This is a genomic window from Rhodococcus sp. A14, from assembly GCF_011603105.1.
In the GTDB taxonomy this organism is placed as follows: domain Bacteria; phylum Actinomycetota; class Actinomycetes; order Mycobacteriales; family Mycobacteriaceae; genus Rhodococcus_F; species Rhodococcus_F opacus.
The window spans coordinates 51767-73263 of sequence record NZ_JAAOQS010000035.1 but is presented as its reverse complement, the minus strand read 5'-3'; the positions used below and the strand labels follow the sequence as shown (position 1 = coordinate 73263).

The 21497-nt window shown below is 65.8% G+C and carries 17 protein-coding genes and 4 pseudogenes; 11 read left to right on the top strand and 10 right to left on the bottom strand.

What is annotated here, in order from left to right; translation table 11 throughout:
- Positions 1–417: malic enzyme-like NAD(P)-binding protein (locus G9373_RS19905; RefSeq protein ID WP_277346597.1), on the top strand; the 417-nt coding region annotated here is incomplete at its 5' end.
- Between the two features lie 241 nt (positions 418–658).
- Here G9373_RS19905 and G9373_RS46570 read toward each other — a convergent pair.
- A pseudogene (locus G9373_RS46570) lies at positions 659–772 on the bottom strand (ABC transporter substrate-binding protein); the annotation flags it as partial.
- 1377 nt (positions 773–2149) lie between these two features.
- On the opposite strand from G9373_RS46570, the gene G9373_RS19895 reads away from it, so the two are divergent.
- A complete protein-coding gene (locus G9373_RS19895; RefSeq protein WP_167116414.1) occupies positions 2150–2776 on the top strand; it encodes a carbonic anhydrase in 627 nt (208 codons plus the stop codon).
- A gap of 542 nt (positions 2777–3318) precedes the next feature.
- Here the strand turns inward: G9373_RS19895 and G9373_RS19890 are convergent.
- Positions 3319–4482, bottom strand: coding sequence for an IS110 family transposase (locus G9373_RS19890; RefSeq protein WP_240960634.1), 1164 nt, complete (start codon positions 4480–4482; stop codon positions 3319–3321).
- A gap of 544 nt (positions 4483–5026) precedes the next feature.
- Here G9373_RS19890 and G9373_RS19885 point away from each other — a divergent pair.
- Both G9373_RS19885 and G9373_RS19880 read left to right on the top strand, forming a co-directional pair.
- A complete protein-coding gene (locus G9373_RS19885; protein WP_167116440.1) occupies positions 5027–5551 on the top strand; it encodes a hypothetical protein in 525 nt (174 codons plus the stop codon).
- Complete coding sequence (locus G9373_RS19880) at positions 5548–6165, top strand: RES family NAD+ phosphorylase (protein ID WP_167116409.1); 618 nt, start codon at positions 5548–5550, stop codon at positions 6163–6165. Before G9373_RS19885 ends, G9373_RS19880 begins: the two co-directional genes overlap by 4 nt.
- 363 nt (positions 6166–6528) lie before the next feature.
- Here G9373_RS19880 and G9373_RS19875 read toward each other — a convergent pair whose 3' ends face one another.
- The 6 genes from G9373_RS19875 to G9373_RS19850 all read right to left on the bottom strand — a co-directional run bounded on the left by G9373_RS19875 (position 6529) and on the right by G9373_RS19850 (position 13243).
- A complete protein-coding gene (locus G9373_RS19875) occupies positions 6529–6681 on the bottom strand; it encodes a hypothetical protein (RefSeq protein WP_167116404.1) in 153 nt (50 codons plus the stop codon).
- A gap of 875 nt (positions 6682–7556) precedes the next feature.
- Positions 7557–8222, bottom strand: a complete 666-nt coding sequence (locus G9373_RS19870) for a hypothetical protein (RefSeq protein ID WP_167116402.1) — start codon at positions 8220–8222, stop codon at positions 7557–7559.
- A 231-nt stretch (positions 8223–8453) separates the two neighbouring features.
- Positions 8454–9923 carry a nitrate/nitrite transporter gene (locus G9373_RS19865; RefSeq protein ID WP_167116399.1) on the bottom strand — a complete coding sequence of 490 codons (1470 nt, stop codon included), beginning with the start codon at positions 9921–9923 and terminating at the stop codon, positions 8454–8456.
- A 1466-nt stretch (positions 9924–11389) separates the two neighbouring features.
- Positions 11390–12031, bottom strand: coding sequence for a ScbR family autoregulator-binding transcription factor (locus G9373_RS19860; protein WP_167116396.1), 642 nt, complete (start codon positions 12029–12031; stop codon positions 11390–11392).
- A gap of 534 nt (positions 12032–12565) precedes the next feature.
- Positions 12566–12787, bottom strand: coding sequence for a hypothetical protein (locus G9373_RS19855; RefSeq protein WP_206032392.1), 222 nt, complete (start codon positions 12785–12787; stop codon positions 12566–12568).
- 96 nt (positions 12788–12883) lie between these two features.
- Positions 12884–13243 carry a hypothetical protein gene (locus G9373_RS19850; protein WP_167116391.1) on the bottom strand — a complete coding sequence of 120 codons (360 nt, stop codon included), beginning with the start codon at positions 13241–13243 and terminating at the stop codon, positions 12884–12886.
- Between the two features lie 366 nt (positions 13244–13609).
- Between G9373_RS19850 and G9373_RS19845 the strand changes: the two are divergent.
- The 6 genes and pseudogenes from G9373_RS19845 to G9373_RS19820 form a co-directional block, all read left to right on the top strand.
- Positions 13610–14639 (top strand): annotated as a pseudogene (locus G9373_RS19845) (alpha/beta fold hydrolase).
- A gap of 290 nt (positions 14640–14929) precedes the next feature.
- On the top strand, positions 14930–16063 hold the full coding sequence (locus tag G9373_RS19840) for a lipase family protein (protein WP_167116436.1): 1134 nt from the start codon (positions 14930–14932) through the stop codon (positions 16061–16063).
- Between the two features lie 327 nt (positions 16064–16390).
- The gene (locus G9373_RS19835) at positions 16391–16738 is read left to right on the top strand and encodes a hypothetical protein (RefSeq protein WP_167116431.1); all 348 of its coding nucleotides are present in this window, start codon (positions 16391–16393) and stop codon (positions 16736–16738) included.
- 187 nt (positions 16739–16925) lie between these two features.
- A complete protein-coding gene (locus tag G9373_RS19830) occupies positions 16926–17171 on the top strand; it encodes a transcriptional regulator (RefSeq protein ID WP_167116388.1) in 246 nt (81 codons plus the stop codon).
- Between the two features lie 227 nt (positions 17172–17398).
- Positions 17399–18094: a class I SAM-dependent methyltransferase gene (locus tag G9373_RS19825; protein WP_167116385.1), complete on the top strand. Its 696-nt coding sequence runs from the start codon at positions 17399–17401 to the stop codon at positions 18092–18094.
- Positions 18095–18172: 78 nt separating this feature from the next.
- Positions 18173–18574, top strand: a pseudogene (locus tag G9373_RS19820) (phosphatidylserine/phosphatidylglycerophosphate/cardiolipin synthase family protein); the annotation flags it as partial.
- A 181-nt stretch (positions 18575–18755) separates the two neighbouring features.
- On the opposite strand, the gene G9373_RS19815 reads toward G9373_RS19820, so the two are convergent.
- Together G9373_RS19815 and G9373_RS46565 are read right to left on the bottom strand one after the other, a co-directional pair.
- Positions 18756–19121 carry a hypothetical protein gene (locus G9373_RS19815; RefSeq protein ID WP_167116382.1) on the bottom strand — a complete coding sequence of 122 codons (366 nt, stop codon included), beginning with the start codon at positions 19119–19121 and terminating at the stop codon, positions 18756–18758.
- Between the two features lie 37 nt (positions 19122–19158).
- Positions 19159–19563 (bottom strand): annotated as a pseudogene (locus G9373_RS46565) (phosphatidylserine/phosphatidylglycerophosphate/cardiolipin synthase family protein); the annotation flags it as partial.
- Positions 19564–20264: 701 nt separating this feature from the next.
- Here G9373_RS46565 and G9373_RS19805 point away from each other — a divergent pair.
- Positions 20265–21473 carry a hypothetical protein gene (locus G9373_RS19805; RefSeq protein ID WP_346842839.1) on the top strand — a complete coding sequence of 403 codons (1209 nt, stop codon included), beginning with the start codon at positions 20265–20267 and terminating at the stop codon, positions 21471–21473.
- Positions 21474–21497: the final 24 nt, after the last annotated feature.

The following is a 21497-nucleotide window of genomic DNA, read 5'->3' as shown; positions in this document are numbered from 1 at the left end:
GTCGGGGCGGACGTGTTCATCGGGGTCTCGGCGCCGAACATTGTCACGGGCGACGACATCGCGGCGATGGCCGACGAGTCGATCGTGTTCGCGCTGGCCAATCCGGTCCCGGAGGTCGATCCGGTCGTCGCTGGCGAACATGCCACCGTGGTGGCCACCGGCCGGTCGGACTTTCCCAACCAGATCAACAACGTCCTCGCCTTCCCGGGGGTGTTCCGTGGTCTGCTCGACGCGCACGCGGTCGACATCACCGACGAGATGCTGATTGCCGCGGCCGGGGCGATCGCCGACAGGGTGTCGCCGTCCGAGCTCAATGCCACCTACATCGTGCCGAGCGTGTTCGACGTCACCGTCGCGCCGGCGGTCGCGGCAGCGGTGCGGGAGGAGGCCGAGCGAGGGCGGCAGCCCCAGGAGTGAGCTCAGTCGGTTTCGTCTTCGGTGTGGCGTTGCGCGGCCCCGCGTCCGTGCGAACCTCGCTGTCGCCGTGCGCATGTGTCGGCCGACGCCCGGCGGTCTGCCGTGTGGATCGCCAGGCCCGGCATCCGAGGTGCAGGGCCCCGACGATCCGATCGGCGAGCATCACCCGCGGACTCACATCCAGGACGGGGTGGCGACCATATCTCGGCACCGATGGGACTTCGGTCGGCCCTCCCCGTCGTAACCATTTGTCGTACATGCTTATCCATGTTCCATCCGTACGCACCCGTTCCAACGTTCCGTTCACGAAGCGCACCAGATCGTCATTGCTCTTGTTCGGGACGACGCCGTACGGCGGAACAGGCGAGTTGATCGGAGTCGATTGAGATGTGCACCCCACCGCTGCCATTGTGGCCACGTCGACGCACCGCCAACGCACTGCCAACGGCAGGGATCCTCGAGCAAGGGCGCAACGCTGGCCGACCGCCCACGGCCAACAGCCAACGGAAGGCAATCGCTCGCAAAGTAAAAGGCGCCGGCGTCTCCGTGACCGCGCTCGCGCAACACTCGGCGTGGCTACGGCGACGCTGCATCGCACTCTGATTAGCTGTTCCGCGTGACCAGCGGAGACAGGGGGAAACCGACATGGCCGGCAGACGCACGCTCGGAAGTACACGCGGCAACGTCCCGGCGACGACCGAGTCGTACTCCTCGATGTCGACGGCGTGGTCACCGACATGTCCATGTTCGGGTGTGAACTCGAACGGCCAGCGAGGGAGTGGTGGCCGGCGTTCTTCTCCCACATCGCGGATGCGGAGGTGATTGAGTCTGGTTTCGACCTCGCCTGGGCGATCGAGGGACTCGGCTTCACCCTGGTCTATTCGACGAATCGGCCCGACTACACCCACACGGGTACCCGTCGATGGCTCACCGAGCACGACCTTCCGACCGGGCGCGCTCCGTGTGCAGACAACAAGGTAGGGCCTCGTCTTCGACCGCGGCGGAGGTCAAACGCTCCCACTCCAGCTCGTCCGACGGCAGCATCCGCAAGGGTTGCGTGCGTTCATCGACGATGAAACCGGTATCGTCGACCAGCTCACCGTCGAAGGGTTTCGGCCCTGCTCGCCACCGATCTCGCCGGTCTCGGTTCCCGCAGACTCCTGCACGTACTCGAAGGTGGCCAGCAGGCCCTCGCTGGCGCGCAGAACCACGGCCCGACAGCATTAACTCCTGCATAGAGCCACGACGGCGACCTATCTCGTCATAGGCGCAGGTGGCTGTCGCCGGCTCTCGAAATGAGCCTTCAGGAGTCTGCCGGGACCAACCGCCACAGGTACCTGTCGGGTGCGTCCGGCGGGCTGCGTCCCGTGATCGGTGGTATTCCCTGCGCGGACATCTGAGGGTGCGTACTCGGTCCGGTCCGCAAGTGGTACGCACCGTAGTACAACATCCATCCCCACACGATCGGGTTGATGCGTCGGGCGAGATCGGCGAAGGTATGGTCGGTGCGCCGGTGCAGCCGCCGGAACCGCACGTGCGCACTGATCCTCTTGCAGGGCGTCCCTGCTGACCGCTGTGTTCGATGCGTGGAGACTCGCACCGGCTGATCAGCGCGGAGGCGTCGCCCGCCACTTGCTCCTCACACGTCTCTTCGCCGATGCGCGAACCGGAGTTTCCGTCGCCGTAATGTTCCCGCCGAGAAGGCGCAACAGCGCAGGTGAACAATAACCGCATGCCTCACTCCAACCCGGTTGCCGCGTGGAAAACCCTCCGCCAGGGTAACGAGCGCTTCGTCAGCGGAGTCTCGATCCACCCCAGCCAGGGAATCGTCGACCGCGCGCAGCTCGTCGACGAAGAGCACCCCACCGCGGTGTTGTTCGGATGCGGAGACTCACGTGTCGCTGCGGAAATCATCTTCGACCAGGGCCTCGGTGACATGTTCGTCGTCCGAACGGCCGGCCACGTCCTCGACGACGCCGTGCTCGGTTCCATCGAGTACGCGGTGCAGATCCTCGACGCGCCCTTGATCGTCGTGCTGGGTCATGACGGTTGCGGCGCCGTGAAGTCCACTCTGGACGCGCTGGATGAGGGCAAGGTTCCGGACGGCTTCATCCGCAGCATCGTTGAACGGGTGGCGCCGTCGATCATGATGGGTCGCAAAGAGGGCCTCACCACCGTCGACGAACTCGAAGGCCGCCACGTCGTGGAGACCGGGACTCTCCTCATGCAGCGTTCGCGCATCATTGCCGATCGCGTCGCCAGTGGTGCCTGCGCTATTGCCGGCGTCACCTACAAGCTGTCCGATGGCCGGATGCACCTGCAGGGAGGGGTCGGAGACATCGGCGAACTCCGCGACTGACGCGGACGAAACCGCTGAGCCGCTGGAGCACGGCACCGAACTACCGTGCCGAACGGTGTGACACAAGATCTACGCACGGCGATCGGCCCCGAGGACGCCAGATAACACCGAGGGCTCGGAGAGATCCCCACCGACCCGCCTCGTCACCCAGGGTCCGTGACCACCCCGGCACCACCTGCCCGGTTCTCGCGTTCGGTCGGCGGTGGCAGATCGCCACCCAGCCATGAGATCGCATGCCGCCAAGTATGGCGCGGACGGGAATTAAAAGCGCAGCACGACTCATCTTCACTACAGGTTCTTGCCAACCCCTGTGAGCTGAAGGTATCAGCTGCGCGAATGAATCTCAGATCGGTGAGGCATCCAGGACCTCAGAGGCCGGTGGCAGATATCGCCGGAGGACGGCAGCGCTTACCGCGGCATCTCACTAGAACACGATCAACGGAATTGCAGGCAATTTAAGAAACTCCACCTCCACGACGGGGGCGCGAACACCATCTGGTGGATCCGCAGTTCGTGTCCGGGGACTATCACTTGCTCCTCTGTCAAGCAGCGGCTGCGGCGACCATCAGAGATAGATCTGCGGCCATCGCTTTGAAGACGACGTCCGAGAGTCTGCGTTTGAGGATGCGGAGTGCTTCCATTCCACCGTCGCCGCTGGCCTTGCGACGTGCCAACAGTGCTCGAGCGTCGGGATGACAGCGGGCCTGAGTGAGTGCGATGCGGTGGATTGCGGCATTGAGCTGACGGTTCCCGGTGCGCGAGAGTCGATGTCGAGCGCGGTTCGACGACCATACCGGAAGCGGCGCGGTCCCGTTGTGCCGTGCGAACGCATCCTTGGAGTGAAATCGATCGACACGAGCGGTCTCACCGACCAGCTTCGCTGCAATGAGCGGTCCGCACCCAGGAATCGCCAACAAGGAAGGGGCTAGCACAGCGGTTCGGGAAGTGATCTCCCCTTTGAGTTCGTCGATCTCTACAGTGAGGCGGCGTAGGTGCTCGACGAGTCGGGCTGCCAGTTCGGCGACAAGGCCCGAACAGTTCGACAGATGTGCTTGGACTTTATCGAACGCGCTGGTCCGGTCCATTTTCGTCGGCGCCTTCCACCCTGGGTCGAGCTCGTGAAGGTGCCAGCGCAGGCGTGCGATGATTCGAGTCCGCTCGGCAACGAGGTCCTCGCGATGGTCGACCAGAAGCCGGAGCTCACGTTCTGTGCCGTCGAGGCGGGCTTCGGGCAGATCGGGCTCACGCAGGGCCGCGCGTGCGACAGCGAGCGCGTCGATCGGATCCGACTTGCCGTAGGTGCGGGCGCCGTCGCGGACGTTCGCCATCAATTTCGGCGGGACCCGAACTATTCGTTCGCCGGCGGCGATCAGATCGCGTTCGAGACGCCGACTCAGGTGACGGCAGTCCTCGATAGCCCAAAGTCGATCACCAGACTGTTCAGTCGCCCATCGCAGCAGCGTCAGGTGGTCTTTGCTCGTGGTACCAACGGTTTTCGTCGACAGCTGCCGTCCCGTCTGATCGACCCCGACGGCGGTGTGGGTGCGCTTGTGCGCATCGATCCCGATGACCATCATGGTGTTATGTCTCCTGCCCAGGTTGCGGGTGGGTGGCATGGACCGGTCGATCGGCATATCCCAGTAGGGGCGACGCCACGCTCCTCTCAAGCCAGGTCGGCCGGTCCTTATGGTGTCGGCCAGCCGCAAAACTGACATAAGCCACGGAGGCGAAACAACGGTAGAGCGAACCGGCCAACACGATCCATCGTGACACTGGGATTTCGGTGGATCTTACGCTGGCGCGTGGGTTGTTCTGCGCGGAAGGCCCCGTGGGGGATTCGGAATCTGATCAGAACGACGGAAGGCGGAGTGCTGGTAAAACTTCCGTGCGTCGGATCGTGCAGTCATGGACCCCTGGTTGGCGTCGCCTACCGCCCGCACGCAGTGTCACGCCACCCGGGGCGTTCTGGATAACGTGTTCAGACACTCCATGGACCTACTCCGCCCTCATGGAGTGGGTAGCCGACGACTGATCCCAAGGCCCAGTGGCAGTTCCGCCACGTTGCGGCGGATTCCGTGACGGCAAAAGAACACCGAGTCGTGCAGTGCGCGACAAGTCGAGGCGAGCCGGTAGATAGCGCAGTCTGACAAGATCCGTCTGCCAAAGGAGTGGACGGTCTGGTTGACGTGGTTGACCCTTTGGTGCATCATTGTGGTTGACAAAGTTGACGCGAAAGGGTGGGTGTGGGTGATGACGTCGCTGGTGGAGCAGGAGAAGCAATTGATGGAGGAGCTCTCGCAGCGGGTGCACCGTACCTTCGCCGCCGCCGCTGCGGCCGGCGTGCCCACCGACGCGTTCGCGGACGTGCAGGCGATCGCTGACGCGATGTCGGCTGCGCTTCCCACCCATCATGTCTATGACCAGGTCGTGGGCCCGTTTTACGACACCGCCGGTCTGACTCGGTGGTGGAAGGTCAGTCGGCAGGCGGTGAGCAAGAAGGTCGCCACCAACGCGGTGATCGCCTGCCAGCTCGAGGAGGGGCAATGGGTCTACCCGGTGTGGCAGTTCACCCGCAGCGGCACCGTGGACCCGGCGCTGGTGCAGGTGTGGCGTGTCCTGCGTGCAGGGGCCGACCCGTGGACGAGTGCGCTGTGGCTGCGGGCACCACAGGATGCGTTCGGCGGTAAGACCGCGGTGGGCTGGTTGACCGAGGGCGGCCGGGTCGACCCGGTCCTGGCGGCGGCCCGCGCGGATGTGCAGCGGTGGGCGGCGTGACCCGGGAGGACGTTGCTCTGCGGGCGCCCGGAACGCGCGCGCTCACCGGGTTTCCTGGTTGGCGGTTGACCGGGAGGCGGCAGGTCAAGCGGGGTCACCGGGTCTCGAATGGACCGTGGTGGTTCTCCTCGTCAGGTGGCGGACGATTTGATCTGGCCGCGCCGCGCGGTACGTGCTACGTCGCATTCGATGAGACGACGGCGATCCGGGAGACGGTGGGGGAGGCGTTGGCATCGCTCGGGGTGATCGCCCACGACTTCGCGGCCGAGCGGGCACTGTCGACTCTGCGGGTACCGGGCACCCATGACCTCGCGGACACCTGCGCCGACGGGGCTGCCGCGTTCGGGCTCACCCGGGAGTTGTGTTCGATGACACCGTACGACGTTCCCCGGGCGTGGGCGGCGGCATTCGATGCCGAGTTCGACGGCATCCGGTACCAGACGCGGTTCACCACGGGCCCGGCGGCGAATGCGGCCGCGGTATTCGGTCCGGCCGGGGAGGTGTCCTGGCCTGTGGATCCCCGCCCGGAGTCTTTCGCGGCGGCGGCGAGGCGTTGCGGTATTGCGGTACAGCCGCTTCCGCGGTCGGTCCGGGTTCTCGATCCGCCGACCTGACGAGCCGGCCCGCGCTCGGTAGGGCGACGGTGTGCGTCCAATGCCGGACACATCAGCCGTTCGGGGAAGCGCCGCATCCGCGGCGGCATGGGTGGTGGTGGACGGCAGCGGTGGCTCGGGGCCGACGGCGAGACGATCGACTGGTGGGAACGCGCCACACCTCGCCGCGGGGAGTAGTACTTTTCCGCTGGCGCTTCGTTCGCCGACGTGAGCGCGGCGAGTCTGGGACGGCAGGCGGTCTGCCGCCGTATCGTGATCAGCGCCGTTCGCTCCCATTCTCGGGCGGCCTGGACCCCGGCGGCAGGTACATATTGCGACCCGCGATTGGCCGGCGGGGCAGGGGCCCGGCATTGGCGCGTCAGTTCACAGGTATCCACCGGTGGTGAGGGTGAGGGCGATGATCACTGCGGCGGCCATCAAGGTGGCCGAATCCAGGATCAGATCCCATAACTTGCACTCGGGGTGGGGATTCCCGCCACTTTTGGTGGACTTCGTATCGTCGGAGGCTTCCTTCATATTCGCGTGTTTCTCTCGACGCCGCACTTCCCGGCATCGCCCATCCCGACAATCGCCCCGTTGAGCAGGGCGATTGTCCGCTGCTAGCGGGACTTGTCCGATTGTGCATCTCGACCGGTAGGCCTGTCACGGTGGCCAGTACGAGCGCGATCCGCATGAGCAGCAGGAATGGCTGATTCTGTGGGAATTGCTTCGAGGACGACCCGGCAGTGCACCGACTCGGCCCCGACTCGCTCGGAAAGCGACCGAGCTGAGCGTCCCGTGTGGTCGGATGTCCGGGAGGGAGGTGAGGATGATGGAACGTCCGGACCCTGGCGGGCCGATACGGCGAGAACGATATGAACTCCTGGTCGCAGCGAATCTGGCGCAGGAGAACGCATTCGAAATCCTGGCATTGATCTTTCGATCAAAGGGAGGGGACGAGGCCGCAGCCCGCCTGCGTGCGCTACTCGCTCTCACCGCAGCAAACTGAGTTGATCCTGATGACGCCCTACGGATCCATGACACAACAGGACGGCTCGGATCAAGGAGGAACTCGACGCGATACGGAGGGAACTGGACGCCGAGTAGATGCTCATCCTCCTGCCCAGCTTCTCGATCCGGTCGTCCTCGTTTCTGTCCTTCCCGGCCCCATTTGGAAGCCAGTGACGCCGCGTCGGGACCGACCCCGCGAGATGCTCGCGCATACGTCGACCCTGGCCCCATTCAGCAGTGCGTCGGCCGCGCACGGTGTGCGACGCCTGCTCCAGTGGTGTTCATCCACTCGTCATGCTGCGCGGATACGAATCCGTATCTGCAACGCGAGGGTCCGCGGTGCGGCCCGCCAGGCGGCCCGCACCCACGGGAGTTGTCCAGCGATGACGCTTTGGGCCGTGTTACTTCTTCGGGGCCGGGGGTGCGTTCAGCAGGGTGATGAACGGATCGGCGTTGGCTGCCATGGCGCCGAGGCCGCCGATCGCGGTGCCGGCGAGGGAGGCGCCCGCGCCGACCAGTAATGCGCCGCCGATGCATCCGGCCACCGGGCCCGCGCCGAACAGCAGTGCTGCGGGTGCGGAGATCACGGCCCCGGCCACGGCTCCGAGGAGGCAGCCGCCGACCAGACCGGTTGCCGCGCCGAGGAAGCCGCCGACGGCCGCGGTGAGGGTGATGTTGTCCTTGACTCCGGCGGTTGCGGCGGGCAGGTCGACCTGCCGCAGAGGCAGGGTGGCCGGGGTTGCGGCGGCCGGGCTGGTGTCGGTGGTCAGGGTTGCGGTGCGGCCGTTGATCTGTGCGGCGACGGGGTGCGCGAAGCCGTCGATGGCGATCGACAGTGGCACCGACTCGACTGTGGCACCTGAGGCGTCGCGGACGATCAGGTGGTTGTTCTCGTTGCTCAGTGACCCGGCCGTGGTGTTGACGATGACCTGGTCACCGTTGCGGGTGAGGTTCCACCCGACCCCGGCGGCCGGGGCCGGTGCGGGATCCGCGTGGGCGGTGCCGGCGACGATTCCCATCGACGCGATGGTCATGGCAGCGACGGCCATCAGTTTGGACATTCTCATGCTCGTAGATTTCCTTTTCGATGTGTTCCAGGGGCCGAACGGTCCCTGCTGTGCTGGACGAGGCCAGCGGATATGCGGCTCCGTCGGTCGACGCGGCGCCGAGGGCGCTGAATCGCTGTCGTGAGTGTGTTGACCCGCAAGCCGGCCGTGAAGCACCGAGGCCGGGATTTGTTCTGCTGAAAGGGGTTCCGTGTGTGGGATGGCGTTCCCGTACATCCCGTAAGTTGTTTTTCAGGCAGCAGGCGTGAGGGTGCCGGCCGGTGAGGGTGTCGATGCGGTCGGTCGCCGGAGGTACACGGTCCAGGTGATCGCGGCGCAGATGATGTAGAACGCGGCGAACACCCAGAATGCGGTGGTGGCCGACTTGTGTACCCCGAGGTACGACGCGCGCAGGACGAGGTTGATTGCGACTCCGCCGAGTGCGCCGACGGCGCCGGCGATTCCGATCAGTGCTCCGGACATGGTGCGTGACCAGACGGTGGCGGTGGGTGTGTGGTGGGGGTGTAGTGCTGCGGCTTTCGCCGCGAAGATGGCCGGGATCATTTTGTAGACGGAGCCGTTGCCGATTCCGGAGATGACGAACAGCAGGATGAATCCGACGACGTAGGCGGTCATGAGGGCGGTGTTCGCGGCCCCGGGTGTTGCGTCGTCGACGGTGCCGGCGACGACGAGGATACCGGCGGCTGCCATCATTGCGACGAAGCTGTAGAGGGTGATCTTGCCGCCGCCGATCTTGTCGGCGAGGCGGCCGCCGAGTGGGCGGGACAGGGACCCGAGGAGCGGTCCGATGAAGGCGATCTGGGCGGCGTGCAGGGCGGCGGTGGCCTGCATGGCGGGGGTCGCCGGAGCGCCGTTGGTGAGTCCGGCGAGGAAGTTCAGTTGCAGGATCTGGCCGAAGGCGAAGCTGAATCCGATGAACGATCCGAATGTTCCGATGTAGAGGAACGAGATGATCCAGGAGTCGCGGAACTTGAGCACATCGATCAACGATCGTGCGCCGGTCTTCTGGTCGGTGAGGTTGTCCATGTAGAGGGCGGCGATGATGGCGGCGATGCCGATGAGCACCAGGTACACCGCGCAGACGATCTGTGGGCTGCGGTTGCCCCAGGTGGCGATCACGAGCAGGCCGATCAACTGGATGGCCGGGACGCCGATGTTCCCACCGCCCGCGTTCAAACCCAGGGCCCAGCCCTTGAGGCGTTGCGGGTAGAACGCGTTGATGTTGGTCATCGAGGAGGCGAAGTTCCCGCCGCCGAGGCCGGCGAACGCGGCGACGATCATGAACGTGGTGTAGGACGTTTCGGGCCTCGAGATGAAGTACAGCGTCAAGGTCATCGGCACCGCCAGGGCCAGTGCGCTGATGATGGTCCAGTTGCGGCCACCGAATGTGGCGGTGGCGAACGTGTACGGCAGGCGTAGAACTGCTCCGACCAGTGTGGGTATGGCGACGAGGAAGAACTTTCCGGCTGGATCGATGTGGTAGACCGCCGCGGGCATGAACAGCACCATCACCGACCACACCGACCACACCGAAAATCCGATGTGCTCGGCGAGGATGGAGCCGAGGAGGTTCCGTCGGGCAATGTTCTTCCCGCCCGCCTCCCACGCGGCCTCGTCCTCGGGGTCCCATTTGTCGATCCGATGCCCGATCGATACCGGGGGAGGCGATGAGTTCGAAGGGCGCTGAGATAATGTTGTCACGGCTTAGCTCCTGAGATTGAAGATTCGCATGACCATAGGGGCGGAATATGTCCGCTCGATGGCCGGTGGTGTCGGGGCGCTTACACTTTGCTCACCCGGGCAACTGCGCCGACGACAGCACCCCGAAACAACACCGTGACCGTTGCGCAACACGCGTCACATATCCATATGCCCTGGTTGGAGTGCGTTTTCCCGATCACGGGACAGGCGGTGTTCCTGGCCGCAGCGCAGGAGGTGTTGATCGCTGCGGTCGCCTGGTGGGCATCGGCGGTGAGTGTGGTGATCGTGCGGGCACTGCTGATTCGAAGGCGTCCTGCCCGAACGCTTCAGGACGGACCGGAGTGGTGGGATCTCGACCAGGCCCCACCGAAGACGGAGCGTCATGGCAAGCTCGGGCACGATGTTTCCGATCATGCGCGGTCAAGGGCCCGCAGGAACGGATCGGCAGCGCTCCACATTCCCGCGGTCGACCCGACCTTCTCGACCGTGCCCCACAGCAGCACCGCGGTGTGTGACACGACATCGGTCCGGAGGCCGAGGCCGAGACAGACACGGAAGATAGGACGTGGATTAACGCGCACCGAATAGACATCGAAGTCGACTGTGCTGCCGAGGAAGAGTCGTCACAAACCGCGGCGACGCAATTCGCCTCGACCTACTGGGTGCGGTGATTGAGGAAGTTGTGCAGGATCACAGCGAGCGGTTGGCCACGTGCCGGCCGGAGTGCGCCGTCGTGGTCAACGCCCGGAGTTCTGGATGAATGTCATTGACATCGTGCGGGTTCCAGGATCGATTCGGCGGAATGCAGAACCGACAGCCCTGGGGGGCGGGACTGCGTCGACGGTGCCGGCCCGCCGCGTGGGGTCTGGTCTGACTGCGAGTGAGCCACCGGTGTCACAGGTTTCCCAGTCGCAGGGCAGCACGCAGGCTGGGGGAGACGATTTGTGGTCGGTGCCCTGCCACAGGTTGGGCTGTCCGCGGTCGGCGAGAATCTTCTCGGTGTCCCGCACCGAGTGGGTGCAGGTCGATTCGGGTGCGTAGGAGATGAGCGACAGCGCTGGGGTATGGGGATGGCGTCGGAGTCCACGACGGCGGGCGGGAAAGATCCACTCCTTGTCGTCGGTCACCTTGGGGAACACGTCACGCCGCTGCGGTCGGTCACCGGGTTGGTCGGGGCGCATCCAATCCATTTGGTATATCGCAGCAGGCCCCGCGGCGGAGGGGTGCACGCCCGTGTGGGCCGCCTGCGCCTGTTCCTCGTCGGCGCTGGGTGATAGACGGTGGTGTGCCACAGGAATATCCGGGTGACCGTTGTGGTGAGGAAGTCGGGTTCGGCGCGAACGCGGCCGCCAACCCCCGCGTCGGTGGTGCGGACCCCGCGTGAGAACTCCGGTCGGCGGTTTCCGTGGCTGCGTTCGGTGTCGGTCCGGCCGAGCTACAGACGGAGCTTCCTGACATGGCAACCTTCACGGCAGACCCACCGTGGGCAGCCTCCGGGTGACGAATTGTCGGAAGTAGTCGACCTTCGGGGTGGTCACCAGCACCGGGAGGAGCAGGTCCCACGCCTTCGCGGTACGCGTGGGCAGGGCGACAGGGTTGTCGGTGGCCAGGAGGTGTGCTCCGGCGAAGAGTTCCACCAGGAGCTGACCGACTGCGTCCGGATCGGTGTTCTCGCGCAGGTCACCCTCGTCGATAGCTCGGCGGGCCAGGAGTTGGTAGGTGGATGTCCAGGTCGCGAAGGTGTCCGTCTCTGAACTTCGGTAGTCGCCCATTTCGGTGATGAGGCGGAATGTTGCCCCCATCACCGCGTCGTTGAGGGCGGCGTCGACCGTGACGAACGAGATGCCGATCATGGCCTCGAATGCCGGCGTGGGGGAGTCGAGATACGGGGTGCACACGACGGTGAACCGCCTCGTGCCTTCCTCGATGACGGCGCGGGCGAGTTCTTCCTTGGAGGCGTAGTGAAAGTACAGCGCCCCCTTAGTTGCCAGGGCCTGGGTGAGGATCTCGCTCAGCTTCGTGTCTGCGTAGCCGCGGCGGGTGAACACCTCGGCCGCGGCATGGAGCAATGCGCGACGAGTGACTTCCGCCCGCTTCTGGGTGGCCATTCACCTGCCCTTCGCGTAACGAGATCATCGGCCGGACGGCTGTCTTGAACCGTCCTGAATGGGATTGAACGACGCACTGCATGCATACCCGATGTCGAGGTTCGTCGCATGGTGTTCGGTGTGCCCCTATTCTGCAAGGCTTTCCGGCCTCGTAGAAGATTACCCCGCCGCCCGGACTTCGGATTTCGTCGACAAGGACTGCCCCAGGGGTGAGCCGGACGGGCGACGACGTTCAGGGCGGCGGCCGGCGGCTGCACCTCAGGAACGTGGGAACTCAGGCGCAAGGTGTCGGCGCCCCGACATCGGAGGTCCCACCGATGACCCGCCCCGCGACACCTTCGCCTTGGCGGAGATCGAGCAGTGGTCGCCCCGCACCCGAAGGATCGACGAACGGGTTTTCAGGTCTTGGTCGTTGCCAAGGGTAGGTGTCGGGTCGACCCAAGGCCGAAATCGCTGTGTGCTCGGCGGGGGTGAAGGTTCGAAGGACCGCGCGCGTGGCCGGTACCCTTACGAGCGCACAGTCTTGTTCGGTGTTTATTGACGTCGCGGCAACTGCTCCTGCGCGATTCCGACGGCCGACATGAGGTCGCGTCCCAGGCGTTGGTAGGTGCGCAGCCACGCTGCGTCGACCGGTTCGTCGTGGAGGTGCGCCATCAGCGTTTCGCTGTTGTTGTCCGCATCCAGCCATCGGCGCATCTCGGTGGTGCGGTCCTGCACGTGGTGCAGCAACTGCTCCGGAACGGTCGGGTTCGTCATCGGGTGCCGTCCTCCCTTGCTGTTCACCTCAACGTTTTTCGTCGCTCATTGTGGTGCGTTGGCTGTCATGCGTTCCATCGTCGGTGGCCGCCACCGTCAGGCGTATTCGAGTGAGTCGGCCTCGTCGAGCGAGTCCCAGGCGATCTCGTGGCGCTTGCGGGTCATGTCGTCGGCGTCGGTGAGGAGCGCCTCGAACAGCGACCGGGGGTCGGCGTGCCATGACCTGGCCAGGGCCTCGATCTCACGCGGGGAGAAGAGGCCGGACCGCGCGGTGGCGGAAACCCAGTCGTCGAATTCGCGCTCTCGGATCCGTTCGACTGCGTCGAGGTCGACCTTCCCGTCGTCGAGGTCGAACGAGAACATTTCCGCGACAACGTCTCGGGGCGACTGGCTGGCGATATCGGCAGCGACCCGGACCGCGGTGATGGGGTTGCGGACCAGCTGTTCTGTGGTCATGGCGATCGCACCTCCTCGAGTGGACGCGGGTTCCGACTCACTCTGTGTGTCGATTCGTGGGGGAAGCCTTAGGTGGCGTGTTTCTCAGCAGGGTAAGGCATCTCCGCAACCCTAGCTGTGTTGTGCGTCACATTACTGGGCGATAGTGGTCGAACCCGCAGGATGGCCTCGTCGGATGCGGCAGCGGTCGCACTGTTGGAGTATTCCCGGATGGCATGCGACCCAGCGTAACTGGACGATTGACCTAATAGCGTTTGCGCTCAACATATTCCACACTGACACCGGAGCCGACTCGGTTCCGGGGTGCTCGGGTAGTGGTGTCGGCACGAATGTTCGGGCCGCGGAGGTAGGGCAGGGAGCGGCAGGATGCGGGCATATCGACAGATGAGGTGGGCGGCCGCGGCCGTGGCAGTGGGTGTGGGGTTGGCCGCGGGCGTTCTTTGGGCGCCGGTCGCGGCGGCGGAGGAGGTTCCGGACCTGCCCGGGGTGAGCTCGGTACGGCAGGTACCGGACCGGGTCGGTCCCGCCCAGAGCGAGCATCCCGATGCCGCCCGGTATGCGCGGCAGCATCCGGGATCGGTTCCGCCCGGCGTCAACGATTTCACCTGTATTCCGACTGGGGATCATCCGAGGCCCGTGGTGTTGGTGCACGGCACGGACTCGAACGCGTACTCGGACTGGGCGGCGCTCGGTCCGCGACTGGCCGCGGCGGGGTATTGCGTGTTCGCGCTGAATTACGGCGGTGCGCCCGGGGGCGACAACTACGGGACCGAGGACATGACGGTCAGCGCCGGCCAGCTGGCACAGTTCGTGGCCGCCGTCCGCGCCGCGACCGCCGCTGCCGAGGTCGACCTCGTCGGCTACTCGCAAGGAGCGACGGTGGCCCGCTATTACGTCAACCGGCTCGGTGGTGCAGCCATAGTCGATCAGTGGATCGGCCTTTCCTCACCGACCTACGGGGGGACCCTGTTCGGTCTCGTTCCGGTCCTCGAGCAGACTCCCGGCGGCATGCAGTGGGCGAGAAGGGCAATCCCCCCCGGAATTGGTGTCGCCCGCGTTGGAGCAGCAGGCCCAGGGATCATCGTTCCTCGACGACCTCAATGGTGGGGGTGACACCGTTGCGGGGACCCGGTACACGACGATCGGTTCGTGGGTCGACGAGGTCATTCAGCCGGCGACCAATATCGCGTTGCGCGACGGGTCGGCGACGAACCTGATGATTGGGGATCTCTGCCCGTCCAATCAGTCCGGGCATTTCCGGATGCCCTACGACGAGTACACCCTGCAACTGGTGATGGGTGTGCTCGATCCCGCACAGGCGGCGACACCGCCGCCGTGCACCGTGGTCCCGGCGGGCACAGGGGTACTGGAGATGATCCTCACCGAGAAGTTCTGATGGCTGCGGTGTCGGGGGCTGCGGGTCGCGGCACCACGGCGCCAGGGCGGGCGCGGCGGCGGCGGCGCGGCTGGTGAGTGCCGGCATGAAGCGGGATGCGGAACCTGCACTCCGGGCATTGGCTACTGGACGGTGGCTCGAGGTTGCCGGGGACCGCTGCGGTAACGGAGTGTGTGCCCGCGTGGATACAGTCACCGTGTCCTGACGAGGGGGCGCAGAGGGAGCAGGACGTGGTGTGGCGAGGTGTGCGGGGGTTGGTGGCGGCGGTTCTCGGTGTCCTCTTCCTCGGAATGGTGGTTCCGGTGCCGGCGAGCGCGGAACCGCTGTATCCGTGGCCGGACCCGGACCCGTTCTACGTCGCTCCCGCCGATCTCGGGGCCAAGCATCCCGGTGATGTGGTGCGGACGCGGCGGATCGACACTTGGATGTACGCCAACTCCGATGGGTGGCAGGTCGCGTTCCGGTCGACGAATTCGGCCGGAAACCCGATTCTGGCGGTCACGACGGTGCTCCTTCCCAGGGGTGTGGCGAATCCGCCGTTGGTGTCGTATCAGGCGATCGTCAACTCGTTGGGAACCAAGTGCGCGCCGTCGCGGGCGTTGTTCAACCTGGAGATGCAGGAATCACCGGGGATGTACTTGGGTCTGCAGCGGGGGTGGGCGGTCTCGGTGCCCCATCACCTCGGCCCGACCGGTGCATACGGTGCGGCCAAGCTCGGCGGCATGATCACCTTGGACAGTGTCCGCGCGGTGCAGCGGGTGGCCGAACTGGGGCTGGCGGACAGTCCCGTGGCCCTGGCCGGCTATTCGGGTGGGGGAATGGCCAGCGCGTGGGCGGCGGCGCTCGCGCCGACCTATGCCCCGGAGCTGAAGCTGGCGGCGGTGGTGCAGGGCGGAGTGCCGGCGGATCTCGAGCAGATGGCCGAGGGGCTGGGCTTCAACCCGCATCCGGGTTTCGGGCTGGCCTTCGCGGCGGCGATCGGTCTCGAGCGGGAGTACCCGACCCGGTTGCCGGTGTCTTCGCAGCTCAATGAGACCGGTCTGTGGTTGCGGGAATGGATGAGCAACGAGTGCCGACGGTTCCTGCTGTTCCATGGTGCGTTCCGCAACGCCGGGCAGTTGGCGGCGTCGACCAGTCTGATGGCGAGTTCGGCGGCGCGGCAGGTGTTGCGGGAGAACAGTCTCCGGTATTTCGAGGGGGTGCCGTCGGCGCCGGTGTATATGTGGCACGGCACGCTTGATGGGCTCACGCCGTTTGATTCGGTGGCGGAGGTGGCGCGCCGGTACTGCGCGGGCGGGGCGAGGCTGACGTTCGTGCCCTACGACATCTCCGAGCACATGACCACCGCGGTGGTGGGTTTTCCGGATGCGTACGAGTTCATCGCGGCACGTTTCCGGGGCGAGCCCGCCACGACACGGTGCTAACCGCCGGCCCAGGCCACGCCGAACTGGAAGGTGCATGACGCCCCGGTTCCCGGCTCGTCGCCTGCACAGTCAGCTCTGGGTGGCGTCAGGCGTCGTTGGCACGAATCTCGTTAGTAGCCAGGTGATTACGTGATTAGCACGGATTGGGTCCGGGAGGGAGCGTCGTAGACGACCGTCTCGCCGCACGGGATCTTTCGGGCAGGCTCGAGTTGTGCCGTGTTCGGCGCCTGAAGTATCGCGCACCGTGGGGTCCGTGTCGCTTGGATGAGACGGTTTGAACTGACGTTTCTGGCTTACCGTGGCGGTATGAGAGGTGAGGAGGCTCGCGTGGCCCGGGACTTCGCGGGGTGGTTGTCGTCTCAGGGGTGGACGGTGCGTACCGACGAGGATGTCGTCGACATTGTTGCAGAGAAGGACGGGCGCCGGCTCTACGTCGAGGTCAAGGGTGCGACGACCGCGCCGGGTTTGGACGTCGATACCGCTATCGGGCAGCTGGTGCGGCGGATGCCGAGCGAGGCGGATCAGTCGGTGTCGTTTGCGTTGGTCGTTCGTGACGAGCCGCGATCGGTGGAGGCGGCGGGGCGGGCACCTCAGCGGATTCTGGATCTGTTGGGGATGGCCCTGTATGCGGTCGATGAGGACGGTGGCGTGCGGCAGCTCTTCGGCCGCGCATGAAGACTGTCTTTTGCACGGGCGGGGACAGCGTGTGGGCCCCTGGTGACGTTCCGCCGGAGCGTGCTCCGCAGGAACTCCCGTGCGGCTCGCACCTTGCAATGTATCGCTGTATCGTGGGGCAGCACCGACCGAACCGGACCCCCGCCGGCATCGCCGAAAAAGGGCGGTGAACAGAAAGGGCTCACCGATGGCCAACCCGCATCGACTGACCACAGCTCAGGCCCTCGAGTTGATCGAGGAGGAAACCGGTAACGAGCTGTCCGCCTCGACGTTCCGCGGATACGTCTCCCGTGGGCAAGCACCGGCACCGGTGGAGTGGATCGGCCGGACCCCGCTGTTCAAACGTTCAGAGATCACCGCGTGGGCCCACAACCGACCTGGCCAGGGCGCGCGCACCGACCTCCGCGCATCACGCCGGCGGCGAACCGAATAATCACCGTCGTTCGCGCGACCTGTGGAGGTGTCCGAGCTGGCGAAACGCTGTGTTCCCCATCAGGTTCCGGCCGCAGTGTGTGTACGTGTCGGATGGGGGAATGACGTGCGTGAACGTGGTGCACCGCAACGGAACGTTCTCAAGGCCGTTAGGATCGTCCCCGGCCTGCGGGGGATCGGCTTCGCATACAACGACAGATCAACGATTATCAGGGGGAGCGCACACACATGACAGCCGGTGAGGTCACTCAGGCGGAGAAGGACGGAGCCAACAAGTACAGCCGGGCCGTCCTCGCGGCGTACGACACCTTCGTTCTGAAGTGGAGCAACACCTACGCCTGGCGCTGCCCCCGCGAACGGCTCCTCACCCACTACAACACCCACCTGGGCGGCCGGCACCTCGACATCGGCCCCGGCACCGGCTGGTACCTCCACCGGGCCACCTACCCGAGCGCGGCTCCCGAGATCACGCTGATGGACCTCAATACCCACACCATGGCGATGACCACCAGCCGGCTCGCCGACCGGAACATCACCCCCGCCGTCCACACCGGAAGCATCCTCGCCCCCATCGACCCCACCGTGGGGGTATTCGATTCCGTCGCAGCGAACTTCGTGTTCCACTGCGTACCCGGAACCTGGGAGCAGAAGGGGGAAGCATTCGGGCACATCGCCCAAGTCGTCGCCGCCGACGGGGTGTTCTTCGGCTCCACCATCCTCGGCACGGGTGTGACGCACAACCTCTTCGGCCGCGCCCTCTGCGCCCTCTACAACGGGCCGATCAAGGCCTTCGACAACCGGGCCGACGATCTGGACGGCCTGCGCACCGCACTGTCGGCAGCATTCGAGACCGTCGACATCACCGTCGTCGGAACAGTGGCGGTGTTCGCTGCGCACCGACCGCGACACACACCGACACCGTAGGACGCTCACAACCTCCTCGTCCAGGCATTGATGCGGACGGGACGGGACGGGTCGAGGGGGACTGGGGATGTGACGGCCGTCGACTTCACGCCCGGTCCTACCGAGCAGCACACGTGGGCCGCTCAGGCGCGCCGGCATCGCGGCCCTGCCGGGCCGGCAGCGAAGTACCAGCTCGAATGGTTTCACCACGACAAGTCCGACAGCCGCCTCGAGCGCGGTGACGTCCTGATTTTCGTCACCGCCGACAACGAGTGGATTCGCCCCCCAGCGGTCGTCGATTCCGAGGCGATCGTGATCCTCCACGCCCGCGGCGCCGTCGGTCACCTCCTGCGCAGCCGATTGGACCTCTCCCCCATCCCGGTGCCGGACGCCGAGCAGACCCTCGCCGACCTCGGGCACCCCAACCCCCGGCTACGAGCCGACCACCGGATCGCCTCCCCCAGCCTGCGGGCTGCTCTGCTCCAACTCTGGAACCTCTGAACCACCGCGGCAAATACGCGGCATGACCGGCGGAAATGACTCGTCCCCACGAGTCACCGAATCGCCATCACCGCCTGGCAATGCACGCAATACTGGCAATGCCGGCAGGTCGCGTCCGCGGGTGGCGGTTCGCCGTCCACCCCTGTGGCTCGCGCCTTGGCGTCGGCTCACCCGGGTGGGGTCATGCCAGGGCGAGAACTCGGGAACGTGCCTCCAGGTAGCGGCCGAGAAGATCGAGCGTCTCGGCGTCCGGGTGCGCGAGTTCGGGAAGGTCCTTCGCGCTGATGATCGTCTGATCGACCGCGGCGACCTGCCGGCGGCACTCGCCGAGCGCCTCCGGTGTGACGGTGTCGGCGTCGAGCCGGTCGGTGAGGTACCGAATCGACTGATCCAGACCCAGACCCGGGTTGCGGGTGCCGTTGCCGGCCCTGCGGGTTTCGGCCATCTGCCACCATGCGTCCAGCTCGGCCAGCACCGCGGGATCGGCGACCGCGATCCGCAGCGCCCGGTCGATCGACTGCGGATCGGTGAGATCTACCTGGTCCACACCTGCTGCGCGGGTGAGGATCTGGCCGAGCTGGTGGCACCTCGGTGATCTCCTCGATGCCGTCGATGAACCTCCGCACGGAGGCGACAACCTGGGGGTCGTCGGTAACGACGACGGCCTCCTCGGCGAGGGTGGAGCTGTGGGAGGCGTTGGCGGAGCCGATGACCGCCCGCCGGTCGGTGGCGATGACATTGGCGTGCAGGTTCGGTGACGACAGCACCCGCACCCCGGCGTCGACGTAGTAGGCGAGCGCGACCGGGGAGGTCGCGTGGGCGCGCACCGCGGCGCGGGAGGCGTTGACGACGAGAACATCCCCGGCACGCAGCGGCAGGGTGGGCGCGTCCTGGCCGAGATGGGCGATCGCGGCATGCCGGGGACCGCGCGTGCGGATCGCGCGGGTGATGTGCGGCCACGGACTCGGCCCGTGGAAGGTGGTCCCCATAGTCAAACCGTAGCGGGTGCGAACACCCGGTTGGCTGGATCCGGGTACTACCGGCAGTCTCGCGGATAGTGCCCGGATTCAACCCATTAAATTGCGAAGATGACACGCCCCCTTCCTCCAGGAATTGACTCGCGTAGTCCGTTACTGGTGTGAAGCGGTTGCTGTCATGGGCGACGGTCCTCGTTCGGATTCGGTTCGGCTGCTCGGTACCACACGTGCGCGCCGAGGCCGGCCATGAGAAACGCCCACATCGTCAGGACCCAGGAATTGGCAGCGTCGCGGAGTGGGTGAGCGATGCCGCGGCGGTCGGCAACATGACTAATTGCAATTTGCTGAGTGCGCTCAATCTGGTCCAGTGCATGGACTCTCCCTTCGCTCTTCTATGCGGAGCATGGCACATGCAGACCCTCGCACGGCGAAATCGGCGCCGTCGTACCGCGTGCACATAGCAATGGCTGGGAACCGGTCGCACGGCCTCTAAGGGGAGATCGACTACCTGTAAGACAACCAGGAGCGTTGAGGTCCGTATTGATTGGTGGGGAGCTCTTTTCGATAACACGGCCCGGAGCCTCTGGGTCTGTCATGTGTGTCCGCGCCGATGTCGGCGCCAATCGGTAGTCGGTTCGCACTCCGTGTAGCAACATAACAAGATCACCTTGTAAGGTTATGATGGAAGTGAGAGTCCGACGAATGGGGGAGCCGTGACGTACGACCTGCCGATGACCAACCTGCCGGCCGCGCTGGTACAGATCGACAAGGCCAACACCCGACTGGCGCGCACCAACATTGCCGAACGGTTCACCTACGAACTCGACCCCTACACCCACGAGGAGACCAACGCCCTCGGCCTCACCACCGCACAGGACCGGGTGCGCCTGACCCTGTCCGCCCCGCGGATCGGGTTCGGCGGCTGGGTGTTCGTCGCCCGACTCGAGGAGGAAGAAGCCGGATACGTCACCTTCTGCGCACCGGGCCAGAACCTCGACGGCTGGAGTCGCCCGGATACCCCGCACTGCGACTACTGCGGCAAGTTCCGCCGCCGCGCCAAGCTGTACATCCTGCGCCACAACGATACCGGTGAGATCGCACAGGTCGGAGCCTCCTGCATCACCCTGTTCCTCGGGGTGAAGGTCGCCGGACTGTGGACCCTCGAATACGACCTCGACGAGCACCTGCCCGACCTCGGCGGCGACGAGTGGGGTGAACCGGTAGCCGGCTGGGACAGGTCGCTGCACACGCTCGACACCATCGCCCTCGCGCTGGCGTTCTCCGAGGGCGGCCGCGGCTACATCTCCCGCACCCGGGCCCGCGACCGTGAGATCCCCGCGACCGCAGACACCATCGCAGCCGCCGTGTGGGGACTTGCGGCCATCCGCGACGCGGCGGTGCGCCGCGAACTCGAAGGCGGGGTGACTGAAGCGAAGCGGATCCGCACCGAGCAGCCCGAGCTGATCGACGCCGTCCTGGCCTCCGTCGAGACCATCGACGAGACGAGTGATTACGGGATGAACCTGCGCACCCTGCTGGCCGGGGAGTACGTGTCCGCGAAGTCGGTCGGGATCGCCGCGTCCCTGGTCGCGGTCTATGCCCGCCAGCAGCAACTGCTCGCCGAATGCGCCACTCTCGTCCCCGGTTTCCTCGCCCCGAAGGGCACCAAGATTACCGACCTCGACGCCACCGTCACCGTGTGCCGGATCGTCGACGGTCCCTACGGCGCCAAGACCCTGCTGGTGCTCCGCACCGACGGAAACCAGCTGATCAAGTGGTTCGCTACCGGGATCCGCTACTACGAGCCCGGCCAGCGCGTGAAGATCCGCCGCGCCACCGTCAAAGACCACGACACCTACCGCGACCAGGACCAGACCGTGGTCACCCACGCCAAGCTCGACATCCTCGATACTTCCGCCTGACACACGGCAAAACCCCATACCGCG